Here is a 16,587-nt window from a genome sequence, read left to right as displayed (position 1 = left end):
CTCGCTCCTGCGTTTCGCGGCTCAACAGCCGAACTCGGTGAACGCCTTCAGATATCCGGCGCTCTGCCGCACGTACATCCACGCCTGGAACAGCGGGTCGGTACGGCTGGGACTGGCGACCATGGTGAGCTCGCCGTCGAAACAGCGGCCCACGATGTAGCGGGCACGCGAGACGTGCGGCGTGAAGGTGACGACGATGATATGCCGCCAGCCGTGGGCGGCGGCGCGCCGGCGGATCTCCTGGGCCTCACCGCGTGTGGTCCACGGGCGCGGCTCGAAACACGTCACCCGGAAGGGGTATTCGGTGCGGCAGTAGCGGTCCATGCGTGGATCGTCGAGGCCGGTGGATGCGGAGATCAGCAACTCCGGCGCCCACCGTTCGCGGGCGAGCTCGAGCCCGACTTCGAAACGTTCGTACGGTGTCCCGCCGAGCACAACGATGGCGTCGGCGGGACGCAGCGGATCGAGCTGTGGGTGCACGAACACCGGCAGGCCGGCGACGGCCGCGACGGTCACCAGGATCAGGCCCGCCACCGCCGCCTGCCACCACCGGAGCCCGTGCGCTCTGCGTGTGTCCCCGTTCATCTAGCGCACCGGTCGATCCCGGCCCAGCGGGGCGGTGCGCAGGGCGCCGTCGGGAGAGACCACGAGGCGCCAGTACCCGCCCTCCGGGTCCTTCAGCACCACACCGGCATCGGCTCGATCCGACAGCCACGCCCCACTGGCCAACACCGAAGCCAGTCCGGCCCCGTCGGGGGCCACGGCGCGCAGGATCTCGTCCGGGCCGCTACCGCGCGCGGTAACGGTGCCGGTGAACGTCGGCCGATGTATATGGCCGCGACCGATGATCTGCCAATTGCGCGGGAAGACCGGTGGGACGATCTCGTCGCCGGAACCGGAGATCAGGTTGATCGCGATGCCCTCCGGACACCCGGCCTCGTCGATCCGCAACTCGATCGGTCGGCTGTCCGGGTCGGCGTCGAAGGCGATATTCGCCAGATAAGGCTGACGGCAATAGACCAGATCGATATCGCAGGCTCGTGCCGCGACCTTGCAGTTCACCATCCCGAACTGCGACGGCCCGCCCTGACCGGCGGTGCCCACCTGCACCGCGACCTCGGCGCCTTCGAACCAGACATTGGTCAGCCACCAGTTGTTGGCCGCGCCCTCGACGACCAGGTGCCGGTCGGTGGTGGCCGGGTCGGTGTCGGAGACGAACTCGGCATTGGTGAGCGACAGACCGGCGTTGTGGTCGTTACCGGTACCCAGCACGCCGATCCGGTTGCCGGTGAACTTCGAGGAGGTGACGTAGTTCTGGATACAGGAGGTCACGAGGCCGACCCCGAAGTTGTTGATATCGCAGTCGATGAAGGAGGTGCCGCCGGTATTGGCCTCCAGCACCACGCCCCGCTGCTCGGCGTATCGGGGGTAGTTGTCGCCGAGATGGTTGCCGCGGATGAGCACGGTGTCGAAACCGCAGCGGAAGCATCCCGCCAGCCGCACCGCCGTGGCCGTCGGCCCGGTCAGGTAGAAGCCCATCCGCGCGAATCGGATCCGCTGCTTGCCTTCGAGGTCGACCAGGGTGGTGTCCTGATCGCAGAACACCGTGGTGGCATCGGCGCCGTCACCGTAGACGACGGCGTAATCGGGCAGGTCGGGCCAGGCCGTGATCCGATAGTCGCCGGCCGGAAGATACACCACCGGCGGTGCGCCCCCGGTGCGGCAGGCGGCGGCCAAGGCCTCCGTATCGTCGGCCTCGCCATCGCCGACCGCGCCGAATGCGCGGATATCGCGCACGGTGTCCGACCCCGATCCAGTGGGCGCGCCGATGGGCACGACAACGGGTGCGGGCGGTGGGCCGGACGACGCCAACGGCGCTGTGAGGGCACCGATTCCGGCGGCCGTCAGCCCGGTCGCGAGCAGATCGCGGCGCTGGATCCACCGCCGGCCACGCCCGGCCGGTTCCCCGGTGTGTCTCTCGCTCACGATCACCGCCACCAGTTCCGCCGGGTGGATACCGCCACCGTACCGGCCATCGAGGCGCCCGCCCCGGTCAGCGCGGTGAGCGTGGACGCGATCCGGTCGCCGCGGTCACGGCCCAGCAGCACCACACCGACGGTGCAGGACGCCTTCGATGCGACGGCCGGGGCATCCGCGGGGGCGGTGTCGACGACGACCCGATCGAAACGTTTCGCCGCCTCGGCGAGGATCGCGTCGAAACGGGTCGACGCCAGCAGATCCGGGGTGCGCTCGTCGGCGTCACCGAGCGCCAGGACGGTGACCGACCTGTCCGGCCACGGGATGAAAATTTCCTCGAGGCGAGCGTCCTCACGCAGTACCGCTGCCAAACCGTCCGCGGCGCGCGCACCGAGTTCGGCCGGAGGCGGATCGGCCGCCACGGCCGGCTCGTCGGGCGAGATATCGCCGGCGGCACGCAGGTCCAGTTTGACCGTCGGAGGGTCGAAAACCTCGCCGCGGACGGCGGCGGTGGTGCGACTCGATACGGCGACGACCGGATCATGGCGCGGCCGCCCGTTGCGGACGGGCCAGTCGACGGGCGCCGCCGACCGCGGGAGGGGATCGGGCAACAGGACGGACACACCCTTGCCGGTGGTGTTCGCGTCGACCACGAGCACCCGCTCACCGGTCGCACCGAGGACCGAAGCCAGACCGAGCGCCAACCTGGGTTCGGCGCGCCGGCCGAGCCCGGTCACCACGATCCGCTCGGCCCGCGGGAGGCGCGCCCGCACCGACCGCAGGTCCGATATTTCGCCGGAGCCGCCGAGTACGACTCTGCCCAGCACGGGCTGCCCGAGCGCTTCGAGTCCCGCCACATCGCGCACCCGCTTGTCCAGCCGGTCCAGCAGATAGGCCGCGAGCGCGCCGAACAGCAGCCCGGCGAGCCCACCGACGACCAGCAGCCGGGTTCCGCCCGAACCGCTCGCTTCGGCCGGAACCCGCGCGGCATCGACAACCGCGACCCGCGCGGCGGGGGCCGCGGTGAGTTCAATGGTCTCCAATGTGTCGACCAGGGCGCGGAACTGCGCCACCACCTGGTCGGTCAGGATACGGCTGGTCTCCGGGTCATCGTCGGTCACCGAGACGCGCAGCAGGGAGGTCGCGGGTGGAGTGTCGGCGGTGACCTTGGCACGAAGTTCGTCACGGTCCAGGTCGAGGCCGAGCTGACCGATGACCCGGTCCACGACATAGTCGCTGGTGGTCAGCTCGAGGTAGGACCGCACCCGCTGCTGGGCGGCCAGACCGCCCTGATAGGAGTCGGCCACCGAGGTGCCGGTCGCCATCGTCACATACATGGTGCTGGTGGCGGTGTAGGTTTTCGGCGTCGATTCGACCTGGAACATCGCCGATCCCAGTCCGAGTCCCAGACCCGCTAGCAGCACCGCCCAGTAGCGGCGCACCAGGCGCAGGTAATCGGGCAGTTCCATCATTGTCTTCCTTCACTTCCCACGGTCGCGCCGGCCGGTGCCGTGAGTGGCCGGGTCGTCGGTTCTCGATCGGGTTCGCCGGGCCGCGGCCCGAGCGAACCGTGCGTGCGCCGCCACTGCCCCACCGCCAGCCGGACGAGCCAGGCCAGCATTACGACCTGTAGATATTTGCCCAGGGTTTCGGCGCTGCCGAGCATGCCGCGTTCGAATACCACCGGTATCTCGATCAGCGCGATCCCGAACAGCACCGGCACCAGATGCCGTGCGTACAGCGTGCGCGCCCATCCCAGCAGGATGATCGCGGTGCAGGTCACCCCGACGACCACCCCTGCCGTCCCACCGATCACATATCCCTCGGGGATATTGCCTTCCGCCAGCGAGACCGAGACCTGACTCATATCGACCGAGGCGCCGCGCACCTCGGCCGCCCAGGCGGTCCCGGCGTGCAATTTCTCCTCCGCCAACAACTGCGCCGGCACCATACTGCGGGCCAGATGCCCCACCACTTCGCCCGGGCCCAACCAGGAACTCGGGCCCACATAGTAGGCGTCGGTCGCGGCTTCGAGCAGGTCGAAGCGGCGCAGCAGACTCAGGAACGGGCGCACGGCGTCGGGATAGGAGCCGTCGATCGCGGCCGCCTCGGCACGCAGATGCGGCGAGGTCTTCAACGACTGCAGCCAGTCGAAGCCGACGATACCGGCGACCGACACCGCGCCGATGCCGAGTACTTTCGCCCGCGTCCAGCCGGTGAGCGCGAACCGCACGGCAACCGCCAACGCCGCCCCCAGGACCGGCGTCTTCGACTCCGTCGCCGTGGTCCACCAGAGTTCGCCCGCCGTCAGCGCGCCCAGCAGGGCGATGGTGGTGGATTGCCGTGGCGAGCGGGCGAATACGATCAACCCGACCGCGCCCAGGGTGGCGGGCATGGTGAGCAGACTCAGTATCGGCGAAGCGCTCTGCACGTCACCGGCCCGACCCGCCGCGCCGGTGGCCGCACTGAGCAGCCGGGCGAAAGTGCCCAGTACGTAGAGGACCCACAGGGTGCCGATCAGATCCGGGTCGCCGGCCAACGGTGCGGGACCGGGCCGGTGCCGACGCCGTGTCCAGAGGACGTAGCCGAGGACGATCAGCGCGTACACGGTGAGGCCGAATGCCACCGGCTCGAGCGCCGCCTCGATACCGAAGTCGTAGCCGATCTCGGCCAGCCGCGGGTCCGCGACATTGTCGCCGAAACGGGGTTCGGGACGCACCGTCAACAACACGATCGGTCGCGCGACATACGACATCGTCCAATACAGCGCCTGCGCGATCAGCAGTACCCGCAGCACCCCCCGGCTCAACAGCGCCGCGATGATCATCGTCGCCAACGCCGCCCCGATCACCAACAACGGTGTATTCGAAGCCGGCAGGGACACATCCTGGTTCAGCATCGGGCTCGACTCGCCGCGACCGGTCCGGCCGGTTCAGTCCAGCGCACGCAGGATCTCCTTCGCCCGGTCGGTGTAGGTGTTCGCGCCTCCCACGATCCGCCGGTAACCGGCCTCGGCGGTCTTGGCCGCCTGATCGGGATACAGCGAGCAGCGTTCCAGGATCTCGTCGAGTTCGTCTCGGCTGGAGAACAGGAAGGCCTCGGTGCCGTCGTCGAGCAGTTCGGCGTGTTCGTCGGTGCGTTCGCCGACGAACAGCCCACCCGAGGCCGGCACCTCGAAGGTGCGGCAGGTGTGGGTATCGCGGTTCTCGGAGTTGAGCAGCACCAGATTCGCCGTCACCGAGGCCACGGTGATCGCGAAATCCTCCCCGTACACCGGACCGGCAACCGCGGCGCGGGTGGTCCGCAACTGTCGCACCCGCCGCCACCCCGGTCCACACACCAACAGCTTCGCCCCGTAGGTGCGGGCCAGGGAAACCATACCGGGGCGGCGGTCCGGCCGGCACGCGCCGATGAAGCCGACCAGGAACTGCCGGGTGCTGCGCCGGGCCGCGAGATGATGCCAGGCCGGATCGTAGGCGCAGCGCACGAACAAGACCCGGCGGGCACCGCGTTCGGTGAGTTCGGCCACGTTGTGCCGTTTGGTGGTCACCACCATGTCCCATTCCGATTCGTGCGCCAGATAATCCGCGGTGACATTCACCGGATTCGACACGTCGTCGGGACTGTAGTGCACGTGCAGCGCGGCCGGGGTCTCCAGCAGCCGGGTCTGGTCCAGATACACCGATTTGAAGCCGAACACCATGTCCGGGCGCAGTTCCGCGGCGGCCCGCTCGAGCCGGGTGTGCACCCGGTCGACCGTCCACGGTGCCCGCCGATCACCGGTTTTGGCGTACGACCACGACGGCGACAGCCGCGGCGGCAGGGTCACCGGCGTGGAGTCGACCACGATCACCTCATGGCCGAGTCGGCGGAAACCCTCGGCGAGCGAGCGGGCGTTGCTGCCGAGCCAGTCGTCGCCGACGAACAGAATTCTCATCGTGTCCTTCTTTCCTCCGCACCGGCGGGCGGCGTTACACCCGTGGCACGTTCTCGCACGATCAGCCCACGCATCCGCGCGAGATACCAGATCGCCACCGCGAATTCGGCGGCCACGATGCCGGCCGCCAATGTCCACACCGAATGGGTGCGCATCGTGACGAACAGCGCGCAGGCCGCCACGGCGGTACCGGTGGCCGAACCGATCAGAACCCCGACGGTGTCCTGGCGTACCGGCAGGACAGCGGTGGTGACGAACGAGGTCACCGTGGTGGCCGGCAGGATCAGCGCCTCCAGACGTAGCACCCCCACCGCCGCGCCGAACTCGGCCCCGAACACCAGCGGGACGATCAGCGGCGCCGCCAGCCACACCACCGCGGCCGCCACACACGCCGTCGCCACACACGCCGTCAGCGCACGCAGCGCGACCGGCCAGAACCGATCCTCGCGGCCGTGTTTCGCCATCCGGGGCAATAATGCGAAACCGATCGGGTCGAGCAGCGACTGCACCGCCCGCACCAGCCGGTCCGACGCGGAGTACAAACCGAGCGATACCGCGTTCAGCACCGCGCCGTACACCGCCGCCGAGCCCTGGCCGTAGCCGGTGACAAGCAGTCGTCCGGTCACCACCGGCACCGCCGCGCGCATCAGCTTCCACACTCCGCGCGGCGGTCCGGGCGCGCCGAACGCACGCCAGACGTCCCACCAGGTGAGGCCGAGGCTGATCACCGAGGAGGCGAGCAGGCACAGTAGCGCCATCGCCGCGGTCGGGAACCGCGGCAGCAGCACCAGCAGCAGGATCAGGTATCCCCCCCGGGCGATCGACTGGTACAGCGTCGACGCGCCGAACCGGCCTTGGCCGATCAACACCCAGTCCTCCGACAGCGACCAGAAGCCACCGACGAACAAACCCAGCAGCACCATGACCGGGTAGTCCGGGACCCCGACGGCCACCGCCACCACCAGCGCCGCGCCGAGCACACCCAGAATGCCGCCCCGGATGACCAGGTAGGTGCCGCGGGTGTGGTTCACCACGTCCCGGTCGATATTCGACTCCTGTACGCGCGCGGCGAGATAGGAGGTGATACCCAGGTCCACGATCAGCGAGCCGAGGAAGTAGGCCGACATCCCGATGGCCAGCATGCCCATTCCAGAGGCGCCGAGCAGCCGCGCGATCATCGGCAACGTCGCCACCGTGACCAGATATTGGCCGTACTTGCCGAAACTGACATAGGCGATATCGCGCAGGACGGTCGCCACTTCCCACAGCCGCGACGACACGGTTCGCGGTTGTTCCGGGTCCTGTTTCGTGACGACCGGCAGTTTCTCGGTCGGCCAGTCCGCGAAAGCCGGGATAACCTCGGTCGGCAGGTCGTAGTCGGGAAGCCGCAGTCCGTCCAGCGCGACCGGATAGTGACGGGCGATGATACGAATCGGGATGGTGTTCTGGTCGGGCGGATTCATCACACCGGCACCATCCGTCGGCCGGTGACCTGCTGGACCAGGCCGGTGACGGCCCGCGCGGTCGCCGCGATCCCGAATTCGGCGCTGCGTTCCCGCGCCGCCGTGCCCAGCCGGCGGCGCAGCGCGGGGTCGGCGATCAGGCGGTCCAGCGCCGCCGCCAGCGCGACCGGATCGCCGGGGGGCGTCAGCAGACCGTCCACTTCCGGTCGCACGATCTCGGTGGGGCCACCGGCGTCGGCGGCCACGATGGCGCAACCGGCGCGCATGGCCTCCACCACGACCTGGCCGAACGGTTCCGCGAGCACCGAGCAGTGCACCGCGATATCGGCCTGGGCGAAAACCGGGGCGGGATCGTCGAGGTGACCGGTGAATTCGACCGGCAGTCCCAACTCGGCGGCGGTGCGTTCCAGTTCGGCGCGGTAGTCCTGTTCGTCGAAGAAGGTCCCGCCCACCACGTGGACCTCGGCGGGCCGGTAGCGCAGCAGCGCGAGTGCGCGCAGCAGGACGTCCTGGCCCTTCCACCGGGTGATTCGTCCGACCATGGCGATACGCACCCGAGCGGGTTCGCGCTGCGGCACCCGCTCGACAACCGCGCCGTCCTCGACTCCCGGATAGGCGATCGCCACGGGCCGGCCCCGGGTATGGAGGGTGCGCAGTGTGGAACGGCTGTTGGCGATGATGCCGCGGGCGGCCGTCCAGCCCAGCATCCGCAACGCGAACGCGAGCGCACCGCCGAAGTACTCGCCACTGACCCGGTCGTGCACCTGCCAGACCAGTGGCACCCCGGCACGCCGCGCCGCCACCGCGCCCATCAGCAGTGCCTTGGTGCTCTGCGCGACCACGACGTGGGCGCGTTCCGCGCGTACGGTCTCACCGAGCCGCGCCCCCAAGCGCGCCAGTTCCGCCGCGCCGGTGATCAGCCGCCCCGGCCCCGACCCGGTGACGGTCAACGACCGACTGTCGAAATCGTTATGGCACAGCGTGACCGGGATGTCGCGGGCGCGCAGCAGGTCCACCAGCGGGCCGTCCGCGGTGAGCAGCATCGAGGCGTGCACCGTACCGCCGTCACGGAGCGCGGTCAGCAGCCGCAGCGTCGCGAGTTCGGCGCCGGACGGCGCGGCGGTGTGCGAGAGGAAGACGGCGCGAATCATGTGACCAGCTCCCGGTAGAGCGCGATATGTCGGTCAGCGGCCGCTGTCCAGGAGAAGGTTTCCGCGTGGGCACGGCAACGACCGGGGTCGGGTACCGCACCATCGAGTGCGGCCACCAGCCGGTCGGCGAGCGCCTCGGCGTCACCGGCGGGAACGATCAGCGACGGATCCAGTTCGCGCACCGAATCGGGCAGTCCGCCGCATGCGGTCACGACCGGCGCACGCCCCGCCGCCAGCGATTCCAACGCGATGAGACCGAAGCCCTCCAGCGCCACCGACGGCACCACCGTGAGCGTGGCCTGCGCGTACCGGTCGGTGAGCTCGGCGTCGGTTGCCGCGCCGGTGAAAGTGACGCTCGCACCGAGGTGCCGCGCCTGTTCACGCAACGCCGCCTCGGCCGTGCCGGTGCCGACGAGCACCAGCCGGGCCTCCGGATGGGCGGCCCGCACGGCAGGCCAGGCACGCAGTAGCACGTCGACGCCCATTCGGTGTTCGAGTCGTCGCACGCACAATACGACCGGCGCGTCCTGCTCCGGCGGAGGGGCGGGCCGGAAACGATCCAGATCGACGCCCGGCGCGATCACCGCCACCGAGTCCGGGTGCACGCGGTAGTCGTGCACCAGCAGGTCCCGAAAACATTCGGACAGCACCACGAACTTGTCCGCAGGCCGGGCACGCAAGCGTTCCAGCGCGTATTTCGCTCCGCCCGCCATGGCGCCGGCGCCCGCCCATCGGCTCTCCGCTGCCCACGGCCCATGGAAATGCACCACCAACCGCCGGCGGTACCGGGGTCCACGCACCGGTGGCCCATACAGCGCGAAATGCCGGTCCAGGACCACCGTGCCATCGGGGGAAGCAGCCCGCTCGTCGCGGAACGCGGTACGTGCGCGGCGCCAGGTGGAGCCCCCGACCGGTCCCCACGACAGCCCGCCCGGCGGCGCCATGCCGAACGCGGCGGCCGAGACGCGGACCTCACAGCGACCGGCCAGCGCGCCGAACAGGTCGGTGAAGTAGCGGTTCAACCCGCCCGGGGCGGATCCGAACCACTCCGAACCTGTCATATGCACCCGCGGCGGCGCAGCCGTCGCGGTCATCGGCGCGACCCCACCCAGGACCCGAGGAACCGACCTGCCCGCACCCGCACCCGTTCCAGCACCATGCGTGCCAACCGCAGATCGCCGATCGTCACATCCAGCGGCGACAGCAGCCGTGGGCAGTCACGGGCCAGACGGTGATGGAACCGCAGCGAGTCGGTCATCTTGCTCACCGTCGAGGTACGCGCGCACAAATTGAAGCTGGAGGTCCGCCAGGCCGCCGCGACATCGGGCAGACCGTAGAACAGTCCGAACTGTCCGACCCGCGCGAACAGGTCGACATCCATCGGGAACACCAGGTCCCCGCGCAGCCCACCGACGCGGTCGAAGTGCTCGCGCCGGAACATCGCGGCGGCGGTGGGACCGAAATCGGCGGGCCCACGCCGCACGATGGTGCGGGCCAGAGCCCGGGGAGTCCGCACCCCGTCCAGGCCCACCAGCCCGAGGCCGGTCTCCACCAGGTCGCCCTGCTCGTCGATCACCTGAAAACGACTGGAGCTGACCGCGAACGCGGGATCGGCCATCACCGCAAGCTGTTCCACCAGCGAACCCGGCAGCAGGAGGTCATCGGCACACACCACTTTCACCAGTTCCCCGGTGGACAGCGCGACCGCGCGGTTCCAGTTGTCCCCGATGGGCAAGGTGGTGTCGTTACGCTCCACCCGCACCCGCGGGTCGTCGAAGGAAGCGGCAATCTCACCGGTGCCATCGGTGCTGGCGTTGTCGAGCACAAGCAGTTCGAGGTCGACATCCTGGCGCAGAATCGAACGCAGCGTCTGCTCGAGCGTCCGCTCGGCCTCGAAGGCGGGGACACACACCGACACACTGACCACTGCTCATCCTCTCGATGAAGTGAACGGAACAAGGCGATAGAGAACAGGCAAATCAATAGCAACGAGCTATTCGATCGGAAGGGAACCACTGTCGGCCGATATGCCGAAAGGCTCCCACACATGCGGAGAAGTGAATGGAGGAAGCGAGATCGACTGCACTCGAGCCAATTCCGGAATCAACGATCCGAAAGGGCCGAAAAACCCGAGCGATATCAGATTCACGATCATGCCGACCTCATAGAAACTATCGAAGACTCCGAAGGTGCCGGAATCTCACCAGCAAAATACAAGCTATCTCTTTCGGGAGTGGAAATCCTTCCCCCGCACCAGGGCAGCACACCCGACGGCAACCACAGCACTACCGGATGAGCCGCTCCCGCACGTGATCGGTCGGCTCGTCGACGAGCCAACGCCCGGCCAATTCCGGAAAACGCTCGGACACCTCGGTGAGCAGATCCGGCACCGTCAGCAGCACTCGGTCCGGCCGTGCCGCGATCAGTTCCGCGGGACTGATGATCGGCACATCCGTGGCCGGCATCCGCCGGCCCTGTTTGGCCGGTGACGCGTCCGCGACTCCCGCCAGCAGTTCACGCCGCACTTGCGCCCGGCAGAACAACGCCACCGCCCGCGACGCCGCCCCGTAGGCGTATACGCGCGACCCCCGCGCCGCCTCCGATTCCAGCGTCGCGCGCAAGGCTTCGGCGTGCCGGTCGGCCGCACGCTGCAGTCCGCTCAGTACCGACGGATCGTCCATCCCGGCCTCCCGCGCCACTATTCGCCGCACCGTGTCGTCGGGTTCGTCGGCGCCGTGCACGGCCGCGATAAGTACCGTGCCCCCGTACAATCCGAAGTCCCACGCGGTCACCACCGACATCCCGGCCCTCCCCAGCATGCCCCGCAGAACTTTCAGCGTGTAGTACGCGAAATGCCCGTGCCGCAAGGCATTCCACTGCCCCGCGGAGACAATGGTGCGCAGCGGGTGGTATTGCAGCAGCAGCACGCCATCCGGCGCAGTCGCCGCCACCCGCTCGGCCACGGCCGCCGCCTGGTCACGTTCGTGCATGAGACCGAAACAGTCCAGCACCAGCTCCGCCGGTCCGTCGGTCGACGCGATACCGCGCTCCGCCAGCAGATTCAGCCAGCTGCCGCCGTGCGGGCTGGCGAACTCACGCACCGTCCGGCCCCGCAACAGCCCGGCTGCCGCGACCCGCCGCACCGCGTCGACGGCCTGTTCACGCAGGGCGCGTGGCTCCACCCCGCGCGGCTCGTCGGTGACCGTATCGTCCTGCACCAGCTGCGCCAGTCCACAGCCTCGACACACTGCCATTGCCAGCTGATGTGCCGCCTCGCCCGAATGCGGGGGATCAGCGGCGAGGGGGAAGTGGTCCGCTGCCGGCATCGGGCCGAGATCCAAAACCGTCACCGATTCACCACCGCCGCACGCCCGACAGCCGGACGGGTCGGCAGCCGGCGGGCGGCCGTGGTCGAGTGTGACCGTATGCCCTACGCACGCTGACTCCTCGAGTCCACGGTCGCTCATGGCATGATCACCCGGTGCGAATCGAACAGACCGAACTCGCCGACGTGCTGCTTCTGGTGCCCGAACCCTTCCGTGACGCTCGCGGCCTGTTCACCCGCACCTTCGACGCCGAAATCTTCGACGCTCACCTCGGTCCCGGCGCATCGGCCGCGTTCGTGCAGGATTCGCAGTCGCGGTCGGCGCGTGGCGTGGTCCGCGGTCTGCACGGTCGTGGCGGTCATGGGGAAGCCAAACTGGTGCGTTGCGCCCATGGCGCGGTCCACGACGTCGTGGTCGACATCCGTCCCGATTCGCCGACTTTCGGCCGTAGTCAGGCATTCCTGCTGGACGACGCCGAGTTCCGCCACCTGTACATCCCGGCCGGTTTCCTGCACGGCTTCCAGGCCCTCACCGAGACGGCCGATGTCTGCTACCGCATCGACCGCCCGCACGACCCTGCCGAGGACCTCGCCGTCGCCTACGACGACCCCGACCTCGCCCTGACCTGGCCCCGAAAGGTCACGGCGGTCTCCGCGCGTGATCGGGCCGCGGGCAGTTGGCGGGCACTGTTGGAATCCGGTCACCTCACGCACCGGCCCTGATCCGCCGCAGCGTCGCGTCCAGCGCACCCGACTCGCCCAGATGCCGTAGGCACGCCAGTCGCACGAACCGCTGCGAGAAATCCGCCGCGGTCAAACCGCGGGCGATGTATTCGGTATAGAGCTGCGCCGCGCCCTCGGCCACCGTCCAGCGCGCCTCGAAACCCAGGCTTCGGCGCGCCGCGCCGAAATCGACCCGGTAGGAACGCGGATCGGCTCCGGATTCGCCGGTGATCAGCACCTCGGCTCCGGGTACCACCTCCGCCACCGCCCGCGCGATCTCGGCGACGGTGCGGTTGTTGGTCTCGGTGCCGATGTTGTAGGCCCGACCACGGATCGCGTCGAGCGGCGCCTCCAGGCATATCGCGAACGCCTCGGCGATATCCTCGGCGTGCACCAACGGTCGCCACGGCGTGCCATCCGAGAGCACCTTCACCACACCGTCCAGTACGGCATGGCCGACCAGGTTGTTGAGCACGATATCGGCACGCAGTCGCGGTGAGAACCCGAACGCGGTCGCATTGCGCAGGAACACCGGTGCGAAATCTGCGTCTGCCAGCGCGATGAGATCATCCTCCACCCGCACCTTGCTCTCCGCATACGGGGTGAGCGGCCGCAGAGGCGTGTTCTCGTCCACCAGCCCGTCCCCGGCCGCACCGTACACCGAGCATGTCGAGGCGTACAGGAAGCGACGCGTCCCGGCGTCCTTGGCCAGTCGCGCCAGGCGCACCGACGCGTGATGGTTGATCTCGTGGGTGATCGAGGGGGCCAGAGAACCCATCGGATCGTTCGAAAGGGCCGCCAGATGGATCACCGCGTCGAAGCCGACGAGCTGTTCGAGCGTCACATCGCGCAGGTCGACGGCCAGTCCCGGGGGATCCTGCGGATCGGCGCCCAGAACGCAGTCGGCGAACCATCCGGTATCCAGCCCGGTGACCTCGTGCCCGCGAGCCCGGAGCACGGGAACCATGACGGTGCCGAGATAACCCTGATGACCGGTGACGAGAACACGCATACCTACGCACCTCCGAAATCGAGGACGGCCTTGTCCAGTTCGAACCCCTCCGCGTACGCGGCGTGACACTGCACCCCACGAATCCGCGCCAACCCGAGAAACGCCTCGTCGTCGAACCAGTCACGGTGGGTCTGCGAGGGATAGCACTCGGCCAGCAGCCGAGCCTTTTCCCTGATGGCCTCCCGCGACACCGGGTGGAGCACGGCCGGCCGGGGCGTATCGGTCTCCCATTTGAGGATCTCGTAGCCGAGCACCAGGTGATCCCGGAATTCCGTGGGCACCAGTTCGGCCAGCAGCCGATGGTCCTGGTGGGCGTCGTCGCGCTGCGGGGCGAAGACGATCTCTGGTTCGATACCGCGCCGGAACTCCGCAAGCGCGGTCTTCACCCGATCCCAGTGCGCGGGTGCCCGCCCGTCCGGCACATCCAGTACCGTCAACTCGGGATGCGTGTTCACGCAGAAGGAGTCGAGCGCCGCACGCTCCTCGACCGCGCGTCCGGTGCCGCTGCCGGAGAGCACCAGCGCATGTACCCGCAACCCCGGATACCGCCGGGTCAACGTCAGCAGGGTCGCGCCCATGCCGAGGGCGATATCGTCACAGTGCGCGCCGAGCAGCGCGATTTCGGTGAGGCGTTCCGGGCCGAGAGTGATCACGACGCCGCCCGCTCCCACACCATCCACGGCCGGTCGCCACGGTGATACCCGGCGTCGAGTTCGGCGCGTTCCTTGAACGTGTCGGCCGGTTTCCAGAACCCGTCGTACCGATACCCCAACAGCCGCCCGCTCGCGGCCAGCGCCGCGCAGGCGTCCTCCACCAGGTCACCGCCCTCCGGCAGGTGGTCGAAGATCTCCTGAGTGAGCACGAAATAGCCGCCGTTCTCCCAGATCGCGAGGTCGGCGACCGGGGTGATCTGCTTGATCTCCCCGCTGGGCAGCACATCCACGCAGTGAAACGACGACTGCGGTGGCACGACCATCATCGACGCGGCGGCACCGGATGCGGCGAATCGGTCGATCATCCGGTCGAGTGGTGCGTCGGTGAGCACATCGGAATAGTTCGCCAGGAACATATCGTCGCCCTCCAGGTACGGACGCACGCGGCGCAACCGTTCCCCGATAGCCGATTCCAGTCCGGTGTCGACGAATGTGATCTTCCAGTCGGCGATATCGGAATGCAGCAACTCGACTCGACCGTTGTGGATGACGAAATCGTTGGACATCGTCTCCTGGTAGGTGAGAAAGAAGTTCTTGATGTGATGGGCCCCGTATCCGAGACAGAGAATGAACTCGGCGTGCCCGAAATGCGCGTAGTAGCGCATCACATGCCAGATCAGCGGTCTCGGGCCCACCATCTGCATCGGCTTGGGAGCACCGTCGGTCTCGCCGCTGCGCATCCGCATACCGTATCCACCACAGAACAACACGACCTTCATCGAGCGCCGGCCTCCACGCCGCTCGGTTCGACCACGCGAACGGTGGGCAACGGGAATACCAGCCGTCCGCCCCACTCACCGATATGCCGCAACTGTGCGGTGAGCTCGGCCTCCAGATTCCACGGTAGGACGACCACGACATCCGGACGGTCGACGTCGATCCGTTCCGCCGGATGGATCGGTATGCGTGTGCCGGGCGTGTAGCAGCCGTGCTTGTACGGGTTGCGGTCCACCGTGTACTCGAGCAGGTCGGGGCGGATACCGCAGTAGTTCAACAGGGTATTGCCCTTACCGGGCGCCCCATAACCGACCACCCGTTTACCGGCTGCCTTTTGTTCGAGCAGAAAACGCAGCAGCTCCTGACGCACCGCCTCGGTCCGTTCGCGCAGCGGGCGGTAACCCTCCACCGAATGCAGGCCCGCCTCCGCCTCGAGCGCCGATAACCGCGCCACCCGCGGCGTCGGCTCGGCCACCGCCTCGGGCCGGGCCCAGATCCGCAGCGATCCGCCGTGCGTCGGAAGTGTTTCCACATCCGTCACCGTCAAGCCGGCCGTCGCCAGCGCCCGCTGCGCCGAGGCGAGCGTGTAGTACTGGAAATGCTCGTGGTAGATCGTGTCGAACTGGCCGTGCCGCACCAGGTTCAGCGCGTGATGGACCTCGATGGACAGCCATCCGTCGTCGGCGACCAGCGTTCGCAGGGCACGAGTGAAACCGCGTAGATCAGGGACATGTGCGTACACATTGTTCGCCACGACCAGATCCGCGGGCCCGTACTCGGCGCGCACCCGTGTCGCCGATTCCTCGTCCAGGAACGCGGTCAGTGTCGGCACGCCGGCAGCCCGCGCAGCGGCGCCGACATTCTCCGAAGGCTCGATACCCAGGCAGGGGATGCCCGCTTCCACCGCATTGCGCAGCAGGTAGCCGTCGTTGCTGGCGACTTCCACCAGAAACGAGTGCGTGCCCAGCCCGAGCCGGGCGACCGCCGCATCGACGAACTCTCGGGCGTGCCGCACCCAACTGTCGGAATAGGAGGAGAAGTAGGCGTATTCGGTGAATGTCTGCTCCGGTGTGATCAGCGCCGGGATTTGGAGCAGCAGGCAGTCCGTGCACAACCGCAGGTACAGCGGGTAGGTGGTTTCCGGCATGTTTAGCTGCGCCTCGGACAGGAAACTCTCGCAGGGAGGTGTGGCCCCCAGGTCCAGAACACCGGCCAGACGGGATGAATCACATAGTCGACAACGCACTTGGGCTCCACTCGAACGGTCACATGTATCGGCGCCGCTGGGCATCCCGAGAAGCAACTTCTCTGCCGATCGACGGGAAAGTAGCACCGATCTGGCGTAGTTGCGACACAACGGTGGCAGCCAATTGCGTTCAAGTGATCATTGGCATATTTTCGGCAAAACTCGTAACGCTCGGCCCCTATAAAACGATGGCGGGCAACCGAATCAGCGGTCGACGGGTATTCCCGCCCGCGAATGACCACTTCGGTCCACGAACCGATTTTCCCCACTTGTGTCGGATGAAGATCAGGGCAATACTTCTGCAACAGACCGGCCCCGGCAAC

14 protein-coding genes and 1 pseudogene are annotated in these 16,587 nt (G+C 68.2%); 1 reads left to right on the top strand and 14 read right to left on the bottom strand.

Annotation, left to right across the window (positions count from 1 at the left end):
* Positions 1–21: 21 nt before the first annotated feature.
* From ON20_RS09405 to ON20_RS09360, 10 genes and pseudogenes are all read right to left on the bottom strand, one after another.
* Positions 22–585 (bottom strand): YdcF family protein, encoded by a 564-nt coding sequence (locus ON20_RS09405; RefSeq protein WP_083864779.1) that lies wholly within the window; start codon positions 583–585, stop codon positions 22–24.
* The gene (locus ON20_RS09400) at positions 586–1,986 is read right to left on the bottom strand and encodes a glycosyl hydrolase family 28-related protein (protein ID WP_245547131.1); all 1,401 of its coding nucleotides are present in this window, start codon (positions 1,984–1,986) and stop codon (positions 586–588) included.
* A gap of 2 nt (positions 1,987–1,988) precedes the next feature.
* On the bottom strand, positions 1,989–3,449 hold the full coding sequence (locus ON20_RS32985) for a hypothetical protein (protein ID WP_083864778.1): 1,461 nt from the start codon (positions 3,447–3,449) through the stop codon (positions 1,989–1,991).
* Positions 3,446–4,861: a hypothetical protein gene (locus tag ON20_RS09390; RefSeq protein ID WP_218002479.1), complete on the bottom strand. Its 1,416-nt coding sequence runs from the start codon at positions 4,859–4,861 to the stop codon at positions 3,446–3,448. Before ON20_RS09390 ends, ON20_RS32985 begins: the two co-directional genes overlap by 4 nt.
* A gap of 48 nt (positions 4,862–4,909) precedes the next feature.
* Positions 4,910–5,914, bottom strand: a complete 1,005-nt coding sequence (locus tag ON20_RS09385; RefSeq protein WP_040834630.1) for a CgeB family protein — start codon at positions 5,912–5,914, stop codon at positions 4,910–4,912.
* The gene (locus ON20_RS09380) at positions 5,911–7,380 is read right to left on the bottom strand and encodes a lipopolysaccharide biosynthesis protein (RefSeq protein ID WP_245547130.1); all 1,470 of its coding nucleotides are present in this window, start codon (positions 7,378–7,380) and stop codon (positions 5,911–5,913) included. Before ON20_RS09380 ends, ON20_RS09385 begins: the two co-directional genes overlap by 4 nt.
* Entirely contained in the window at positions 7,377–8,528 is a 1,152-nt protein-coding gene (locus ON20_RS09375; protein WP_040834629.1) for a glycosyltransferase family 4 protein, read from the bottom strand. Before ON20_RS09375 ends, ON20_RS09380 begins: the two co-directional genes overlap by 4 nt.
* Positions 8,525–9,589, bottom strand: coding sequence for a glycosyltransferase family 4 protein (locus ON20_RS09370; protein ID WP_040834743.1), 1,065 nt, complete (start codon positions 9,587–9,589; stop codon positions 8,525–8,527). Before ON20_RS09370 ends, ON20_RS09375 begins: the two co-directional genes overlap by 4 nt.
* A 29-nt stretch (positions 9,590–9,618) precedes the next feature.
* Entirely contained in the window at positions 9,619–10,455 is an 837-nt protein-coding gene (locus tag ON20_RS09365) for a glycosyltransferase family 2 protein (RefSeq protein ID WP_051161991.1), read from the bottom strand.
* A 358-nt stretch (positions 10,456–10,813) separates the two neighbouring features.
* Positions 10,814–11,905 (bottom strand): annotated as a pseudogene (locus ON20_RS09360) (class I SAM-dependent methyltransferase); the annotation flags it as partial.
* A gap of 104 nt (positions 11,906–12,009) precedes the next feature.
* Here ON20_RS09360 and rfbC point away from each other — a divergent pair.
* Positions 12,010–12,576 (top strand): dTDP-4-dehydrorhamnose 3,5-epimerase, encoded by a 567-nt coding sequence (rfbC, locus tag ON20_RS09355; protein ID WP_040834627.1) that lies wholly within the window; start codon positions 12,010–12,012, stop codon positions 12,574–12,576.
* Here the strand turns inward: rfbC and ON20_RS09350 are convergent.
* The 4 genes from ON20_RS09350 to ON20_RS09335 are packed head-to-tail and all read right to left on the bottom strand — an operon-like array spanning position 12,560 to position 16,264.
* Positions 12,560–13,588 carry an NAD-dependent epimerase/dehydratase family protein gene (locus ON20_RS09350; protein WP_040834626.1) on the bottom strand — a complete coding sequence of 343 codons (1,029 nt, stop codon included), beginning with the start codon at positions 13,586–13,588 and terminating at the stop codon, positions 12,560–12,562. The genes rfbC and ON20_RS09350 overlap by 17 nt on opposite strands.
* A 2-nt stretch (positions 13,589–13,590) precedes the next feature.
* Positions 13,591–14,241 carry a PIG-L deacetylase family protein gene (locus tag ON20_RS09345; RefSeq protein ID WP_040834741.1) on the bottom strand — a complete coding sequence of 217 codons (651 nt, stop codon included), beginning with the start codon at positions 14,239–14,241 and terminating at the stop codon, positions 13,591–13,593.
* Positions 14,238–15,020: a glycosyltransferase family protein gene (locus tag ON20_RS09340; protein WP_040834625.1), complete on the bottom strand. Its 783-nt coding sequence runs from the start codon at positions 15,018–15,020 to the stop codon at positions 14,238–14,240. Before ON20_RS09340 ends, ON20_RS09345 begins: the two co-directional genes overlap by 4 nt.
* Positions 15,017–16,264, bottom strand: coding sequence for a class I SAM-dependent methyltransferase (locus tag ON20_RS09335; RefSeq protein ID WP_040834622.1), 1,248 nt, complete (start codon positions 16,262–16,264; stop codon positions 15,017–15,019). Before ON20_RS09335 ends, ON20_RS09340 begins: the two co-directional genes overlap by 4 nt.
* Positions 16,265–16,587 lie beyond the last annotated feature (323 nt).

Origin of the sequence: Nocardia brevicatena NBRC 12119 (assembly GCF_000308495.1) — a bacterium.
Lineage (GTDB): Bacteria > Actinomycetota > Actinomycetes > Mycobacteriales > Mycobacteriaceae > Nocardia > Nocardia brevicatena.
This window is presented reverse-complemented; position numbering and strand designations above follow the sequence as displayed.

Coding starts and splice junctions, on each gene's coding strand:
- ON20_RS09350 (WP_040834626.1), bottom strand. CDS start 13,588: ATGCGTGTTCTCGTCACCGGTCATCAGGGTTATCTCGGCACCGTCATG.
- ON20_RS32985 (WP_083864778.1), bottom strand. CDS start 3,449: ATGATGGAACTGCCCGATTACCTGCGCCTGGTGCGCCGCTACTGGGCG.
- ON20_RS09385 (WP_040834630.1), bottom strand. CDS start 5,914: ATGAGAATTCTGTTCGTCGGCGACGACTGGCTCGGCAGCAACGCCCGC.
- ON20_RS09375 (WP_040834629.1), bottom strand. CDS start 8,528: ATGATTCGCGCCGTCTTCCTCTCGCACACCGCCGCGCCGTCCGGCGCC.
- ON20_RS09340 (WP_040834625.1), bottom strand. CDS start 15,020: ATGAAGGTCGTGTTGTTCTGTGGTGGATACGGTATGCGGATGCGCAGC.
- ON20_RS09405 (WP_083864779.1), bottom strand. CDS start 585: ATGAACGGGGACACACGCAGAGCGCACGGGCTCCGGTGGTGGCAGGCG.
- ON20_RS09370 (WP_040834743.1), bottom strand. CDS start 9,589: ATGACAGGTTCGGAGTGGTTCGGATCCGCCCCGGGCGGGTTGAACCGC.